Below are 16221 nucleotides of genomic sequence, written 5' to 3' on the forward strand. Positions count from 1 at the left end.
CCTGAATCCGTAAGCGTGCGTTGGATTCGCGTCAGTGGCGGGTCAGAGCCGGGGCGTCGAATCCAGTCTCCACACACACCCATGGAGACAAGCATGGCAACTGCCAGTGCAACCGCCGCCGCCGGAAGCGCCGCCCGGCCGATGACGCCGGAGGAGAAGAAGGTCATCTTCGCCTCGTCGCTCGGCACGGTTTTCGAGTGGTACGACTTCTACCTGTACGGCTCGCTGGCCGCGATCATCGGCAAGCAGTTCTTCTCGGGCCTCGACCCCAGCTCCGGCTTCATCTTCGCGCTGCTGGCCTTTGCCGCCGGCTTCATCGTGCGGCCCTTCGGCGCCATCGTGTTCGGCCGCCTGGGCGACATGATCGGCCGCAAGTACACCTTCCTGGTGACCATCCTGATCATGGGCCTGTCGACCTTCATCGTCGGCATCCTGCCCGGCTACGCCAGCATCGGCGTGGCCGCGCCGGTGATCCTGATCGCGCTGCGCCTGCTGCAGGGCCTGGCCCTCGGAGGCGAGTACGGCGGTGCCGCGACCTACGTCGCCGAGCACGCGCCGCACGGCAAGCGCGGCGCCTACACGGCGTGGATCCAGACCACCGCCACGCTGGGCCTGTTCCTGTCGCTGCTGGTCATCCTGGCCTGCCGCGAGTTCCTGGGCGCGGACTTCGACACCTGGGGCTGGCGCGTTCCCTTCCTGGTCTCCATCGTGCTGCTGGCGGTGTCCGTGTGGATCCGCATGACGCTGAGCGAATCGCCGGCGTTCCAGCGCATGAAGGCCGAGGGCAAGACGTCCAAGGCGCCGCTCGCCGAATCCTTCGGCCAGTGGAAGAACCTGAAGATCGTCATCCTGGCGCTGGTGGGCCTGACCGCCGGCCAGGCCGTGGTCTGGTACACGGGCCAGTTCTATTCGCTGTTCTTCCTGACGCAGCAGCTGAAGGTGGACGCCGTCACCGCCAACCTGATGATCGCCGCGGCGCTGGCCATCGGCACGCCCTTCTTCCTCATCTTCGGCGCGCTGTCCGACCGCATCGGCCGCAAGCCGATCATCATGGCCGGCTGCCTGCTGGCCGTGGTCACCTACTTCCCGGTGTTCAAGGCGCTCACCGAAGCGGCCAACCCCGACCTCGCCGCCGCGCAGGCCAAGAACAAGGTGGTCGTCGTGGCCGACCCCAACGAGTGCTCGTTCCAGTTCAACCCGGTCGGCACCGCCAAGTTCACCAGCTCCTGCGACGTGGCCAAGCAGCTGCTGGCCGCCGGCTCGGTGAGCTACGAGAACGAAGCCGCGCCGGCCGGCACCGTGGCCAGCATCAAGATCGGCGACACGGTGATCCCCAGCTACGCGAGCAAGGGCCTGCCCGCCGACGAAGCGAAGAAGAAGGACGGCGAATTCAAGAAGACCGTGGCCGACTCGCTGAAGGCCGCCGGCTATCCGACGAAGGCCGACCCGGCCAAGATGAACAAGGTGCGGATGGTCGTCATCCTGGCCTACCTGGTGATCCTGGTGACCATGGTCTATGGCCCGATCGCCGCGATGCTGGTGGAGCTGTTCCCCACGCGCATCCGCTACACGTCGATGAGCCTGCCGTACCACATCGGCAACGGCTGGTTCGGCGGCCTGCTCCCCACCACGGCCTTCGCCATCGTGGCGCAGACCGGCAACATGTACAACGGCCTCTGGTACCCCATCGTCATCGCTGGCGTGACCTTCGTGATCGGCACGCTGTTCGTGAAGGAGACGAAGGACGTGGATATCTACGCGCACGACTGAGCGCGGCGTAGATCAAGCAAGGGCGGCCGATGGCCGCCCTCTTTTCTTACCGCCGGAACTTCCCTTCCACGCCGATGATCGACAAATCCGCGAAGTCCAGCCCCGTGTGGTCCGTCGGGCTGTAGCTCACTTCCAGCCCGCCCAGGTCGAAGTGCTGCATGCTCTCCAACGCCTTCTGCAGCTTCTCGCGCGTGACCGGCGGGCTGCAGCGGCGCAGCGCTTCCACCAGCACCTTGGCCGCGGCGTAGCCTTCCAGCATGGCCGGCGAGATGTCGTCGCTGCCCTTGGCCCGGGCCAGGTCGCGCGCTTCCTTCACCATCGGGTAGGCGATCGAGCGCTCATAAGGGAACACCTGCGTGACGATCACCCCGCGCGAACTGTCGCCCAGGCTCTTGATGAAGCCGCCCGAGGCGTTGTTCGACAGCGTGACCACCTGCGCTGCCGAACCCGCCTTGCGCAGCGCCTTCACGCCGTCGGCCACCGCGTTGCCGGAGGCTATCCACACCAGGGCCTGCGGGTCGGTCCTGGTCACGGCGGGAATGATCTGCGCGAAGTCCGGCTTGTTGCGGTCGGTCTTGATGATGATCGTCGGCTCCAGCTTCGCCTTGGTGAAGCCCTTCTTCGCGCCCTCGAGGCCGTCCGCCCCGAACGAGTCGTCGGTATGCAGCACGGCGATGCGCGTGATGCCGACCGTGCTCAGGTACTCCACCGCCTTCTCGGCCTCGCGCTGGTAGGTGGCGCGCACGTTGAAGATCCACTTGTTCACCGGCTGGTGCAGCGACATGGCGCCGGTGGAGGGCGCCACCAGCGGCACGCCGTATTTCTCCAGCAGCGGCATCACGCCTTCGGTGTGGGGCGTGCCGCGATTGAGGAACAGCGCGACGACGTTCTTCTCTTCGATCAGCACCTTGGCGTTGGCGACCGCCTTCTTGGGATCGAAGGCGTCGTCGAGGGCGATGATTTCGATCTTCTGCCCGTTCACGCCGCCCTTGGCGTTGACGTGGTCGATCCACAGCTTCGCGCCGTTCGAGGTCTCCTTCACCCCGGCTTCGGCCACTCCGCTGAATCCGGCCGTCTGGCCGATGAGGATCTGCGCCCAGGCAGGCGCGAACGTGAAGGCGGCGCACGCCGCAACCATCCATGCTTTCATGGGTCCCCTCCGTTTGGGGGCGAGTGTATGGATGGGCATGCTTTTTGGCTACCGGGTTGGCCGTAAGCAAGTAATTTTTCGCGGACGAACGGGCCAAGACCCCACGGCGGCCGGGCCTGGGGGTCCTCCCTAGAATGTTGGGCCTCATTCCAAGAAGCCCTCCATGTCCGACCAGGGAACCATCCGCATCCGCGGTGCCAGACAACACAACCTCAAGAACCTCGACGTCGACCTGCGCACCGGCGAACTGACGGTGGTGACGGGCCCATCCGGCTCCGGCAAGTCCAGCCTGGTGTTCGACACCCTCTATGCGGAAGGCCAGCGGCGCTACGTGGAGACCTTCTCCGCCTATGCGCGCCAGTTCCTGGACCGCATGGACAAGCCCGCGGTGGACCGCGTGGAAGGCGTGCCGCCGGCCATCGCCATCGACCAGACCAACCCGGTGCGGTCCTCGCGCTCCACGGTCGGCACGATGACGGAGCTGAACGATCACCTTAAACTTTTGTTTGCACGGGCCGCGCAGCTGTTCGACCGACAGACGGCGTTGCAGGTGCGCCACGACACGCCCGAGACCATCTACGAGCAGCTGATGGCGCGCACGAAGGAAGGCGACCCGCGGCTGGTCGTCACCTTCCCGGTGGAACTGCCCGCCGGCACGACGCCGGAAGAAGTGGAGCAATGGCTGTCCGCCAGCGGCTTCACCCGCGTGCAGGCCGAACGCGAAGTCGGCACGCCCACTGGCCCACGCAAGGTGCTGGACGTGGTGGCCGACCGCTTCAGGATCCAGAACACCGAGAAGGCGCGCGCCATCGAGGCCATCGAAGTGGGCCTCAAGCGTGGCAGCGGCCGGCTGAACGTCTACGCCGGCAATGAGGAAGAGAAAGAGGTCTGGCGCTTCTCCACCGGCCTGCATTGCCCGGACAGCGACATCCGTTACGGCGACCCGGTGCCGTCGATGTTCTCCTTCAACTCGCCGGTCGGCGCCTGCGAGGTGTGCCGCGGCTTCGGCCGCGTGATCGGCGTCGACTACGGCCTGGTCATCCCCAACGACAAGCTCACGCTGCGCGCCGGCGCGGTGAAGACCTTCCAGACGCCGGCCTGGGCCGAGTGCCAGGACGACATGATGCGGCACGCCGAAAGTGCCGGCGTCCCGCGCGACACGCCCTGGGCCAAGCTGACCCAGGAGCAGAAGAACTGGGTGATCCAGGGCGCGCCCAACTACAAGGACGGCAACTGGAACAAGCAGTGGTACGGGGTCAAGCGCTTCTTCGAGTACCTCGAAAGCAAGTCCTACAAGATGCACATCCGCGTGCTCTTGTCCAAGTACCGCAGCTACACGCCCTGCGAAACCTGCGGCGGCGCCCGCCTGAAGACCGATGCGCTGCTGTGGCGCCTGGGCAGCAAGTTTGACGCCGATGCGGTGCTGGAACCATCGAAGCGCTTCCTGCCGCGTGGCGTGCAGTGGTCGCGTGAGCAACTGGAGGCGCTGCCCGGCCTGACCGTGCACGACCTGATGCTGATGCCGATCTCGCGGCTGCGCCAGTTCTTCGACCGCATCGAGCCGGAAGCCGAAGCGCATGCCGGCACCGGTGAACTGCAGGCGCTGAAGCTGTTGTTCGAGGAAATCACGACCCGCCTCAAGTACCTCGTTGACGTCGGCATCGGTTACCTCACGCTGGACCGCCAGAGCCGCACGCTCTCGGGCGGCGAAGTGCAGCGCATCAACCTGACGACTGCGCTGGGCACCTCGCTGGTGAACACGCTGTTCGTGCTGGACGAGCCGAGCATCGGCCTGCACCCGCGCGACATGGGAAGAATTACGCAGGCGATGCACCGCCTGCGCGACGCCGGCAACACGCTGGTGGTGGTGGAGCACGACCCCGCCGTCATGGTGGCGGCCGACCGCATCATCGACATGGGCCCGGGCCCCGGCGAGCGCGGCGGCAGCATCGTGTTCGACGGCACGACCAATGACCTGCGCGATGCCGACACGCTGACCGGCGCCTACCTGGGCGCGCGCAAGCACGTGGGCATGGGCTTCAAGCGCGCCGTCACCGAGAACACGCCGCGCCTGGTCCTGGAAGGCGCGCGCGAGCACAACCTGCAGGACGTGGCTGTGGAGTTCCCGCTGCAGCGCATGGTCTGCGTGACCGGCGTCTCGGGCTCCGGCAAGTCCTCGCTGATCCAGGACATCCTGGCGCCGGCGCTGCTGCGCCACTTCGGCCGCGCGACCGAAACGCCGGGCGCGCACGACCGCCTGCTCGGCGCCGACCACCTCTCGGACGTCGTGTTCGTCGACCAGTCGCCCATCGGCAAGACGGCGCGTTCCAACCCGGTCAGCTACGTCGGCGCCTGGGATTCGATCCGCGAGATCTTCGCCACCTGCCCGGTGAGCAAGCAGCGCGGCTACACCGCGGCCAAGTTCTCCGTCAACTCCGGTGACGGCCGCTGCCCCACCTGCGGCGGCTCCGGCTACGAGCACGTGGAGATGCAGTTCCTGTCGGACGTGTACCTGCGCTGCCCGGACTGCGACGGCAAGCGTTACCGCCCCGAGATCCTCGAAGTGCACATCGAGCGCACGCCGGTGGGCGGCAAGGAGCCGCGCCGGCTGAACGTGGCCGACGTGCTGGAGCTGACGGTCAGTGAAGCCGCTTCGCTGTTTGCCAATGACCGCGACGTCATCCGCGCGCTGCAACCGATCGTCGACGTCGGCCTCGAGTACGTGAAGCTGGGCCAGCCGGTGCCGACCTTGTCGGGCGGCGAGTCGCAGCGCCTGAAGCTGGCGGGCTTCCTGGCCGGCGCGGCCAAGTCGTCGACCGCCAGCCGCCAGGGCACGGCCACCAAGGGCACGTTGTTCCTGTTCGACGAGCCGACCACCGGCCTGCATTTCGACGACATCGCCAAGCTGATGCGCGCGCTGCGGAAGCTTTTGGAAGGCGGCAACTCGCTGATCGTGATCGAGCACAACCTCGACGTGATCCGGGCGGCCGACTGGCTGATCGACCTGGGCCCGGAAGGCGGCGACGGCGGCGGCCTGGTCGTGGCCGAAGGCCCGCCGGAGGAAGTAAAGCTGCATCCCACCTCGCACACCGCGCAGGCGCTGCGCGAGTACGACGGCACCCTGGGTGTGTCGGAGAAGTTGCCGCAGAAGGCGGAAGAGGGCGCTTACCTGGCGCAGCGCCCCAACGCCATCCAGATCGTCAACGCCAAGGAGCACAACCTCAAGTCGCTCAGCGTCGACATCCCGCACGGCAAGTTCAGCGTGATCACCGGCGTCTCCGGTTCCGGCAAGTCCACGCTGGCCTTCGACATCCTGTTCAACGAAGGCCAGCGCCGCTACCTGGAGTCGCTGAACGCGTATGCGCGCTCCATCGTGCAGCCGGCCGGCCGGCCCGAGGTGGACGCCGTCTATGGCATTCCTCCGACGGTGGCCATCGAGCAGCGCCTGTCGCGCGGCGGCCGCAAATCGACGGTGGGCACGACCACCGAGGTGTGGCACTTCCTGCGCCTGCTGTACGTCAAGCTGGGCGTGCAGCATTGCGTGCACGAAGGCGCCGAGGTGAAGCCGCAGACGGTGGACTCCATCGTGGCGCAGGTCATGAAGCGCTACCGCGGCCAGCACATCGGCCTGCTGGCGCCGCTGGTGGTGAACCGCAAGGGCGTGTACACGGAACTCGCGGATTGGGCGCGGCCGCGCGGCTACACCCACCTGCGCGTGGACGGCAACTTCCTGCCCACCACCAGCTTCCCTCGCATCGACCGCTTCAAGGAACACACCATCGAACTGCCGGTGTGCGACCTGGACATCACGCCCGAGAACGAAGCGCTGCTGCGCGACAAGATCGAGCTGGCGCTGGAACACGGCAAGGGCGTGCTGCACGTGCTGGCGCCGCTGGACGGCCTGAAGGCCGCTTTCCTCGACGGCATCGGCAAGCACGACGCCATCGGCAAGATCGAGGTGTTCTCCACCCTGCGCGCCTGCCCGGTCTGCGCCACCAGCTACCCCGAGCTGGACCCGCGCCTGTTCTCGTACAACAGCAAGCACGGCTGGTGTCCCGACTGCGTGGGCACCGGCGTCAAGCTGACGCGCGAGCAGCGCAAGGCGCTGGACGACACGCTGTTCGCCGGCGACGACAAGGGCCGCGAGCAGACCTTCGCCGAGCCCGAGCTCGAAGAGGTTAGCGACGAGGTCTGTCCCGGTTGCCAGGGCACGCGCCTGAATCCGCAGGCGCGCAACGTGCAGTTCGACAAGACGGCCATCTCCGACGTCGCCGCGCTGTCGGTGCTGGACGTGCGGCGCTGGGTCGAAAGCCTCGGCGTGCGCGGCGTGCTGAGCGCGCGCGAGCAGGGCATCGCCCGCGACCTGATCCCCGAGATCCATTCGCGCCTGCAGTTCCTGGAGGAAGTGGGCCTGGGCTACCTGACGCTGGATCGCGGCGCACCGACGCTTTCGGGCGGCGAGGCGCAGCGCATCCGGCTGGCGGCGCAGCTGGGCTCCAACCTGCAGGGCGTCTGCTACGTGCTGGACGAGCCGACCATCGGCCTGCACGCGCGCGACAACCAGATCCTGCTGGACGCGCTGCACAAGCTGGGCGACAAGGGCAACACGCTGGTGGTGGTGGAGCACGACGAGGACACGATCCGCCGCGCCGACCACATCATCGACATCGGGCCCAGCGCCGGCAAGCGCGGTGGCCGCGTGGTCGCGCAGGGCACGGCGGCGGAAGTGACGCAGAGCGAAGAGTCGCTGACCGGCCGCTACCTGCTGCACGCGATGAAGCATCCGCTGAAGCCGCGCCGTGGCCCCAACGACGATGGGCTGAAGCTGCGCGGCGCCAACCTGCACAACCTGGACAATGTCGACATCGACGTGCCTCTCAAGCGCCTGGTGGTGGTGACCGGGGTGTCCGGCTCCGGCAAGTCGACGCTCGCGCGCGACGTGCTGCTGGCCAACGTGCAGGCGGCGGTGCACCAGCGTTCCACCAAGGCGGGCCGCGATGCCGACACGGCGGGCAAGCGCCCGAAGTGGGTGGGCGCGAAGTCGCTCGATGGCTACCAGTCGGTCGATCGCGTGCTGGAAGTGGACCAGACGCCCATCGGCAAGACGCCGCGTTCCTGCCCGGCCACCTACATCGGCTTCTGGGACACCATCCGCAAGCTGTTCGCCGACACGCTGGAGGCGCGCGCCCGCGGCTACGGGCCGGGCCGCTTCTCCTTCAACACCGGCGAAGGCCGCTGCCCCACCTGCGAAGGCCAGGGCGTGCGCACCATCGCCATGAGCTTCCTGCCGGACGTGAAGGTGCCGTGCGAGACCTGCCGTGGCGCGCGCTTCAATCCGGAGACGCTGGCCGTCACCTGGCGCGGCAAGAGCATCGGCGACGTGCTGCAGATGGAGGTGGACGAGGCGGTGGAGTTCTTCGCCTCCATGCCCAACATCAGCCACCCGCTGCAGCTGCTGCGCGACGTGGGCCTGGGTTACCTCACCTTGGGCCAGCCCTCGCCCACGCTGTCAGGCGGCGAGGCGCAGCGCATCAAGCTGGTGACCGAGCTGTCCAAGGTGCGCGACGACGTCACGCGGCGCGGCCAGAAGGCGCCGCACACGCTGTACGTGCTGGACGAGCCGACCGTGGGCCTGCACATGGCCGATGTGGAGAAGCTCATTCGCGTGCTGCACCGGCTGGTGGACGGCGGCCACAGCGTCGTCGTGATCGAGCACGACCTCGACGTCATCGCCGAGGCCGACTGGATCATCGACCTGGGCCCCGAGGGCGGCAGTGGCGGCGGCCACGTCGTCGCGGCCGCGCCGCCGGAGGAAGTTGTGGCGAAGGGGACGCATACCGGCGTCGCGCTGGCGCCGGTACTGGCGCGCACCTGAGCCGGTAGGCTATAAGTCGGGGAGCCGTGGACCGAGGCAGGAGGGAGTAGCCATGCGAGCAATCGGAGTGTGGGCAGGGATCGCGATCCTGGCGGCCGCGGCGTGGGCCCCTGCCCGGGCCGACGTGCCCCGGGTGCAGGACGTGCCGGTGAAGGAAGCGCTGCCCTTCCCGGCCGGCCAGGAAGCTCGGTCCCTCGTCCTCAAGACGGCGAAGGCGCGCTTCACTTCGCCGCCCACGCACATCGGCGAGCTCCATGACGGCCTGTTCTGCGGCAAGAAGGGTGACATCACCTGGACGGACCGGCTGTTCCAGACCATCACGCCCGGGCTGGGCAAGACCTTCCGCGGCGAGCTGGAGAAGGCGGGCTACCCGATGGCGCCCTCAGCTTCGGACACGCTGTTCCCGACCGCCGCCGACAAGGAGGCGCTGCAGAAGCGCGCCGCCACCCAGCTGCAGGTGGGCGCGCTGGTGAAGGACGTCGCCGCCAATTTCTGCGTGCGCGGTGGCGGCAGCGCGCAGGGCGGCGTGTACCTGCGCATCTTCTGGCAGGTGTTCGCGCCCGACGAACAGAAGGTCATCTTCGAGGCCACCACCGAGGGCAGCTACCAGAACGCGGGCGGCGAAACGGCGTCGCTCAGCTCCTTCTTCCTGCGCGCCTTCGAGGGCGCTTCGCGCAACCTGCTGGCGGAGCCGGGCTTCCGCGACGCCGTGGCCAACATGCCGGTGGCGGCGCAGGTGCCGGTTGCCGCGGCCGCCACGCCGTCGGCCGAAGGCGTGCTGCATCTCGCCGGCAGCAAGGCCGCCACGGCCCAACTGCAAGGCAACCTGACGCTGCTGCGTGCGGCGGTGGCGACCATCGTCACGAACACGGGCAGCGGCAGCGGCTTCTTCATCAGCACCAGCGGGCACCTGCTGACCAACCAGCACGTGGTGGGCGACTCGAAGTTCGTGAAGGTGAAGCTGCCGACCGGCCGCGAGATCCTGGGCGAGGTCGTGCGGGTCGATCGCGAGCGCGACGTCGCGCTGATCCGCACCGAACCCGCCGGCATCGCGCCGATGCCGGTGCGCAGCAGCGAAGCGAACGTGGGGGACGACGTCTACGCGCTGGGTTCGCCGCTGGGCGACCGCTTCAACAGCACGCTCACGCGCGGCATCCTCAGCGCCTACCGGACCATGGAAAACAAGCGTTACCTGCAGAGCGACGTGGCCATCCTGCCCGGCAACAGCGGCGGCCCGCTGCTCGACGCCCAGGGCAACGTGCTGGGCATCACCGTCGCCGGGCTCGGAGCGCGCGGCATGGCCGGGATGAATTTCTTCATCCCGATCGGCGATGCCCTCGCCAAGTTGGGCATCGAGCTGAACTGAGTTGCCGGGCTACCAGTGGTAGCCGACAGCGAGGGTCAAGCCATCCACGTGGTGGCTGCTCTGCTGCGAGTAGCGCATCCAGTCGATGCCGGCGTACCAGTTGGGCGTGAAGTAGTAGTTGCCGCCGAAGCCCCAGGCGAAGTCGTTGTCCCGTTGCGTGGTGCTGGCGATGCCGGCGGTGCGCGAGTCGACGTCGACGGCGGTATGCGCCCAGCCCAGCCGGCCGAAGACCTCGGCCTGCTGGATCCGGTACTTGGGTTTCAGGAAGATGCCATACATGGCCTTCGGTTTCACGTTGACGCGCCCGGAAACACCGTTGACGGTGACGTTGGTCTCGTCGTCGCTGATGCCGCCCGAGATGAACGCCTCGGCCGCGAAGTACGGATGGAAGTCGTACCCGAGCAAAGCGCGCAGCGTGGCCGGCTGGGCAGTCTGGCCCAGCGCTTGCACTCGCATCCAGGTGTACCCGAATTCACCGTAGAGGCCGGGCGGCATCGCCATCTGGGCCTGGGCAGCGCTGCCGCCCAGCAGGAGAAACGCGGCCGCGGCCGCGAGAGCGCTTCGTTTCATTTCAGTCCCCGTGAAAGGAAGGAGTTCGTTCTGGATGACTCCGGGCACGGAGTCGGTTCGAGTGTCGGCACCGGGCACCGGCGACGCCATTGGACGAAAGGTCCACCGGCTACGATGCGCGCATGAAGGTCTTCCTCAACGATCGGCATCCCCTGCACCACGGTCGTCACGAAATGTTCCGCGGCGAACTGGTGCCTTGCTTCGAAGTGCCAGCGCGTGCGGACTATGTGCTGCAGGAACTGCGGGACCGCAGCTTCGGCACGGTCCAGTCCGCGCCGCCGATCGAGCGTGCAACGCTGGAGCGTGTGCACGCCGCGCGCTACCTGGACTTCCTCACCGGCGCGTGGGACGAATGGGTCGCCCTGGACCCGGACAACGCGCAGCGCGACGCGCTGCCTTCGTACTGGCCCATCCGCACCTTCCGCAGCGACGTGCTGCCTGCCAGCTTCCCGGCGCGGCTGGGACTGTTCTCCTTCGATGCCGGCTCGCCGCTGACGGCGGGCACCTGGGAAGCGGCGCGCCAGGGCGCGGCTTGCGCAGCTGCTGGCGCCGCGGCCTTGCTGGCCGGCGAGCGCAGCGCGTTCGTGCTGACCCGGCCGCCGGGCCATCACGCGGGACCCGACTTCTTCGGCGGCTATTGCTTCCTGAACAACGCGGCCATCGCGGCGCAGGTCTTGCGCGACGGCGGCATGGAGCGCGTGGCCGTGCTCGATGTCGACTACCACCACGGCAACGGCACGCAGGCCATCTTCTACGAGCGCGAAGACGTGTTCTTCGCCAGCGTGCATGGCGATCCGCACACCGAGTACCCGTACTACCTGGGCTACGCCGACGAACGCGGGGAGGGCGCCGGCCTGGGCTGCAACCTCAACCTGCCGCTGCCCAAGGGCACGGACTTCGCGCGCTGGCGTGACGCATTGCGCGTGGCGCTGCAGGCCATCGCGGCCCATGGCGCGCAGGCGCTGGTGGTCTCGCTGGGCGTCGACACCTTCGAGGCCGATCCGATCTCGGGCTTCCGGCTCGCGAGCGACGACTACCTTCGTGTCGGCGCCGACATCGCAGCCGCGGGGCTGCCGACGCTGTTCGTGCTGGAGGGCGGCTACGCCGTTGCGGAAGTCGGGCGCAACGTCGTGAACGTGCTGGCCGGTTTCGTGCAGGAATAACGCATCCCATTTGCAATGTCGGCGCTGTCCGACGAACTTTACACGCGCGCCTTTCCAGACTCTGCGTTCCTTCCACTTGCGGAGTTTGAAAGTGAAAGCAGCGCTGTATTGCTCGATGGCCGTGCTGGCCGCATCCCTGCTCACCGCCTGCGGCGGCGGCGACGAGGGCCTCTTCGTCGAGGACAAGACGCCCACGCCCTCGGGCTCTCCCGCTTCGGCCACCATCGCCGGCGCGACCGCCGCCGACGCGGCGCTGAACGGCAGCTATGCGACGGACAACCTCAACACCAACAACGTCACGCACGTGGAACCCATCAGCGGCAGCGACAACACCTGCCGCTTCAAATTCAACAGCCTGCCGCAGGTGGGCAACCCGAACCGCATGATGGACGGCGACATCCGCTACGTGCCCGATAGCACCGCGCTGTCGACGACCTTCATCTCGGTCGATGCGATCGAGTTCTCGCTGCAGGGTTCGGCGGGCGCCACCGTGGACAAGGCCAACAACCAGGTCGTCTACACCGGCGCGGTGTTCACGTCCACGCAGGGCACCGGCCGCACCATCACGCTGACCGCCACCATCCCGATGCGCGGCAACCGCCCCGGCGGCTGCTGACGTCGGCCGCGTCCGACGCGCGAATCGGCGGCGCTGGCGGCGCGGCCATGGATGCGCCTTGGCACGATGAGCGCCGAGGCATTCCATGGCCAGGAAGACCCCGCACAAACCCCTCGTCTGGTTGCCGGCCTGCCACCGCAACCTGGACCTCTCGGATCCCGGTGGCTACTCGGTGCTGGGCGATCGCTATGCGGCCGCCGTCACCGCGCTCGGCCTGCAGCCCGTGCTGTTTCCGATGGCCGAAGCGGAGGACGTGCCCTGCCTGCTGCCGCTGGTGGACGGCGTGCTGCTCACCGGCTCGCCGTCCAACGTGGAGGCCACGCACTTCGGCGCGACCGCGCTGGCCACCGACCTGCTGGATCCTCGGCGCGACAAGCTGACGATGCGGCTGGTGCGCGAGGCGCTGGTCGGCGGCGTGCCGCTGTTCGGCGTCTGCCGCGGGCTGCAGGAAATGAACGTGGCCCTCGGCGGCAGCCTGTACCAGGTGGTGCATGGCGAGGCCGGCATGCTGGACCACCGCGAGCCCGAGAGCGAGGACCTGGCGGTGCAGTTCGCCGAAGCCCACGACGTGCTGCTGGAAGCGGGCAGCGCCTTCGCGCAATGGGCCGGTGGCACGCGCGCCAGGGTCAACTCGTTGCACGGCCAGGGCATCAAGCGGCTGGGTGAAGGGCTGATTGCCGAGGCACGCGCGCCCGATGGATTGGTGGAAGGCGTGCGCGTCGCCGGGGCGCAGGGCTTCGCGTATGGCGTGCAGTGGCACCCCGAGTGGCACCACGAGCAGCATCCCTTCTACGAGCGCACGCTGCAGGCCTTTGCATCGGCCTGCCGGGAAGCGCGGCGCGTGAAGGATGCGGAGCCGGAGGGCCGGTCAGCCCCGGGCTGACAGGATGGCCCGCGCCACCTCGGCGAAGCCAGCCCCGCGCTCGCCATCGGCCACATACGCCGGCTTGAACGCCAGCTGTGCCTCGAAGCGGCGGATGTTCGCCACGCCCACGCTGTGCGGGAAGTGCTCGAACATCAGCACGTCGTTGGTCGAATCGCCCACGTACACCCAGCGCTGCAGCTCGGCGTCGAGGTCACGCCCGAGCAGCTCGCGCACCACCCAGCGCGCGCCGGACAGCTTGTTGTGGTCGCCGTACCAGCCGTTGACGTGGATCGAGCTGACCGTCGCGTTCATGCCTTCCTCACGCATGATCGCCACGACGCGATCGATCTGCGCTTGCGGCAGGTGCGCGAATTCGCTGTGGTCGATGGCGATGTCGGTTTCGCGGCCCGGGCTGTCCTGCGAGACGGTCGCGCCCGGCACCTCGCGCACGATGCGCTGCGCCACCTGCTGCATGCGCTCGTAGTTGGCCGAGCGCACCGGTTCGGGCTGCACGTACAGCTTGCGCAGCTGGAGTGGCATGGCGCCATGCGTCAGGGCGACCGCGCCGTTCTCGGCCACGATGGCATCCACCGGCCACTGCAGCGCGAAGGGCTCGCTCCAGCCGACCGGCCGGCCCGTGATAGGGATGACGTGCACGCCGGCCGCGCGCAAGGCATCCAGCGCCTGCAGCACGTCGGGCGTGACCGCGTGATTGGTGGTGAGCGTGTCGTCGATGTCGGTCAGCACGCCGGCGATGCCGGCGCGCGCAGCCGCGGGCCAGCCGGCCAGCGGCTGCATGGAAGCGCGGCGCGTCAATTGAGGATCCGTCCGGCCCAGGCCGGGCGTGCGCTTTCTTCCAGGTCCAGCTGCGGGATGCTGCTCTGCGCGGTGGCGGCGCCCGCGGGGCAGGCGCCAGTGTCGATGTGGTGGATGGCGGCCTGGAACAGGGGGTCGCCGCCGCTTCCGGGGGTGGTGCTGCGGTTGTCGGTCACGGTGCAGGTGGGAGAGAAGCCGGTGGTGTAGTCACCGAAGCCCTTGTTGTTGGTGCCCTTGAACTCGATCGGGAAATAGGCGTAGCCGCAATTGTTGCGCTGGTGGAAACCATAGGGCTTGCCGCAGGTGGTGCCGCCGACGGTGACCACCTGCACGTCGACGCCGCGCAGGCTGTTGATGACCGACTCGCTCGCCGAGCAGGTGAGGCCCGAGGTCAGCACGTACACGCGCGGCAGGTTCAGCTGGGGCAGCGCAGTGCCCACGCCGAACTGGCTCTCCGGCGTCGTCACGGTGTTGATGAAGGGCAGCCGGCTGGCCGCCGTCTCGGCGCCGCGCTTGTCGTTGTACGTGAGCTGCTCGAAGGTCTTGCCGACGTTGCCCGCGCCCGTGACCATGGACGCCGTGCTCTGGGCGATGTACAGGTAGCCGCCGGAGTTGAAGCGCAGGTCCAGCACCAGGTCCTGCACGCCTGCGCTCTGCATGTTGCGGAAGTCGGTGATCAGCTCGTCCTGCGCGCCGATGCTGAAGTCGTTGAACTGGATGTAGCCCACCTTGCGGCCGGTGCCGGGCGAGGTGATCACGTTGGCCTGCGGCACGGCGGTGCTGAGCGACAGGGCCGTGCTGTCGACCGCGGTCGCTCGCGCGGGCAGCAGGTTCTGCGACAGCGCGGCGGCGACCGCCGACGTGGGCAGCACGGCGCTGAAGCGGTCCTTGGGCTGGCCATTGGCGTCGGGCGTCTTCACCAGCAGCGCGTTGAAGTAGTCGGTGATGTTGCTGAAGGCCGCCGCGTCGACGTCGGGGATCTCGTTGTACCAGTAGTACACCTCGTCCATGTATGCGCGGATGAACTGCTTCTGGCCGTCCAGCGTGCAGATGCCGGCGTAGTTGGACGAGGCCCCGAAGCGGGTCGAGGGCGGCGTGGTCGGGGTGGAACTCCCGCTGTCGCCGCCACCGCCCCCGCCGCCGCAGGCGGCAAGCAGCAGGGACGCGGCCAGGGCCACGGAAGGCAACCGGAGGGACGAGGGCTTGTGCATGTTGGACTTCACCGGCGGATGCGAGCCGCCCATTATTGCCCTCCCGCCGTCCCGCCAGGGGTTTGCACGTAACCGAGAAGGCGGGAAGCTTCCTGCGCCTGTTGCTGCAGGGCACGCAGGAAGGCATCCACCTGTTCCGTCATGCGGCTGGCCGGGGTGGAGATGCTGAGGGCGGCGACGACCTGGCCGCTGGCGTCCCGCACCGGTACGGCGATCGCCGCGGTGTCGGGCGCGCGCTCGCCGATCGAGAGGGCGTAGCCCTGCGTTCGCACCTTGCGCAGTTCCTGCGCCAGGGCCGTCTTGGTGGCCGGCGTCGCCGCGGTGAAGCGCTGCCGCTCCATCGCCATCACGGTTTCCACCACGTCGGCGGGCGCGGCGGAGAGCAGCAGCTTGCTGGAGGCGCCGGCATACAGCGGCCGGCGGCGCCCCACCTCGCCGTGCACCCGCAGCGACTGGGTGGACTCCCACTTGGCGATGCACACCGTCTCCAGCCCGTCGCGGATGCGCACGGCGCAGGTTTCGTTGAACTGCGCGCCCAGGCGCTGCAGCGGCTCCTGCACCACCTGCACCAGGTCGATCTGCGCCGTGGCGGCGGCGCCGAGGTGCAGCGCCTTGAAGCCCAGGCAATAGGTGGCCGGGTCGCCGCGCCGCCGCACCATGTCGCGCTGCTCCAGCGTCGTCAGGAGGCGAAAGCTGCGCGCCTTGGTGTTGCCCGAGCGCTTGGCCAGTTCCGACAGGCCCAGCCCCGGCTGCTGCGCCACCAGGAACAGCAGGTTCAGCGCTTCGTCGACGGCGGCGACCGTGTAATCCATGGGTTCC

At 68.3% G+C, this 16221-nt stretch carries 11 protein-coding genes; 6 read left to right on the forward strand and 5 right to left on the reverse strand.

Going from position 1 to position 16221, the window contains the following annotated elements; genetic code table 11:
* The first annotated feature begins 93 nt into the window (after nucleotides 1-93).
* Nucleotides 94-1770 (forward strand): MFS transporter, encoded by a 1677-nt coding sequence (locus HHL11_RS26370; RefSeq protein ID WP_169421589.1) that lies wholly within the window; start codon nucleotides 94-96, stop codon nucleotides 1768-1770.
* A 46-nt stretch (nucleotides 1771-1816) separates the two neighbouring features.
* Here the strand turns inward: HHL11_RS26370 and HHL11_RS26375 are convergent, their stop codons facing one another.
* Nucleotides 1817-2920: an ABC transporter substrate-binding protein gene (locus HHL11_RS26375; protein WP_169421590.1), complete on the reverse strand. Its 1104-nt coding sequence runs from the start codon at nucleotides 2918-2920 to the stop codon at nucleotides 1817-1819.
* A 163-nt stretch (nucleotides 2921-3083) separates the two neighbouring features.
* Between HHL11_RS26375 and uvrA the strand changes: the two genes are divergently transcribed.
* A complete protein-coding gene (gene uvrA / locus HHL11_RS26380) occupies nucleotides 3084-8795 on the forward strand; it encodes an excinuclease ABC subunit UvrA (protein ID WP_169421591.1) in 5712 nt (1903 codons plus the stop codon).
* A gap of 52 nt (nucleotides 8796-8847) precedes the next feature.
* Nucleotides 8848-10161, forward strand: coding sequence for a S1C family serine protease (locus HHL11_RS26385; RefSeq protein ID WP_169421592.1), 1314 nt, complete (start codon nucleotides 8848-8850; stop codon nucleotides 10159-10161).
* A 9-nt stretch (nucleotides 10162-10170) separates the two neighbouring features.
* On the opposite strand, the gene HHL11_RS26390 is transcribed toward HHL11_RS26385, so the two are convergent.
* On the reverse strand, nucleotides 10171-10731 hold the full coding sequence (locus tag HHL11_RS26390) for an outer membrane beta-barrel protein (protein ID WP_169421593.1): 561 nt from the start codon (nucleotides 10729-10731) through the stop codon (nucleotides 10171-10173).
* Between the two features lie 122 nt (nucleotides 10732-10853).
* Here HHL11_RS26390 and HHL11_RS26395 point away from each other — a divergent pair, with 122 nt between their 5' ends.
* The 3 genes from HHL11_RS26395 (at nucleotide 10854) to HHL11_RS26405 (ending at nucleotide 13393) form a co-directional block, all read left to right on the forward strand.
* Complete coding sequence (locus HHL11_RS26395) at nucleotides 10854-11894, forward strand: histone deacetylase family protein (RefSeq protein ID WP_169421594.1); 1041 nt, start codon at nucleotides 10854-10856, stop codon at nucleotides 11892-11894.
* Between the two features lie 91 nt (nucleotides 11895-11985).
* A complete protein-coding gene (locus HHL11_RS26400; protein WP_169421595.1) occupies nucleotides 11986-12510 on the forward strand; it encodes a hypothetical protein in 525 nt (174 codons plus the stop codon).
* An 85-nt stretch (nucleotides 12511-12595) separates the two neighbouring features.
* Nucleotides 12596-13393: a gamma-glutamyl-gamma-aminobutyrate hydrolase family protein gene (locus HHL11_RS26405; protein WP_169421596.1), complete on the forward strand. Its 798-nt coding sequence runs from the start codon at nucleotides 12596-12598 to the stop codon at nucleotides 13391-13393.
* On the opposite strand, the gene HHL11_RS26410 is transcribed toward HHL11_RS26405, so the two are convergent.
* The 3 genes from HHL11_RS26410 to HHL11_RS26420 are packed head-to-tail and all read right to left on the reverse strand — an operon-like array spanning nucleotide 13379 to nucleotide 16214.
* Nucleotides 13379-14173: an HAD-IIB family hydrolase gene (locus tag HHL11_RS26410; RefSeq protein ID WP_169422290.1), complete on the reverse strand. Its 795-nt coding sequence runs from the start codon at nucleotides 14171-14173 to the stop codon at nucleotides 13379-13381. The genes HHL11_RS26405 and HHL11_RS26410 overlap by 15 nt on opposite strands.
* A gap of 14 nt (nucleotides 14174-14187) precedes the next feature.
* Complete coding sequence (locus HHL11_RS26415) at nucleotides 14188-15435, reverse strand: S41 family peptidase (RefSeq protein WP_169421597.1); 1248 nt, start codon at nucleotides 15433-15435, stop codon at nucleotides 14188-14190.
* Nucleotides 15435-16214, reverse strand: a complete 780-nt coding sequence (locus HHL11_RS26420; RefSeq protein WP_169421598.1) for an IclR family transcriptional regulator — start codon at nucleotides 16212-16214, stop codon at nucleotides 15435-15437. The genes HHL11_RS26415 and HHL11_RS26420 overlap by 1 nt, the downstream gene beginning before the upstream one ends.
* Nucleotides 16215-16221 lie beyond the last annotated feature (7 nt).

Origin of the sequence: Ramlibacter agri (assembly GCF_012927085.1) — a bacterium.
GTDB lineage: Bacteria > Pseudomonadota > Gammaproteobacteria > Burkholderiales > Burkholderiaceae_C > Ramlibacter > Ramlibacter agri.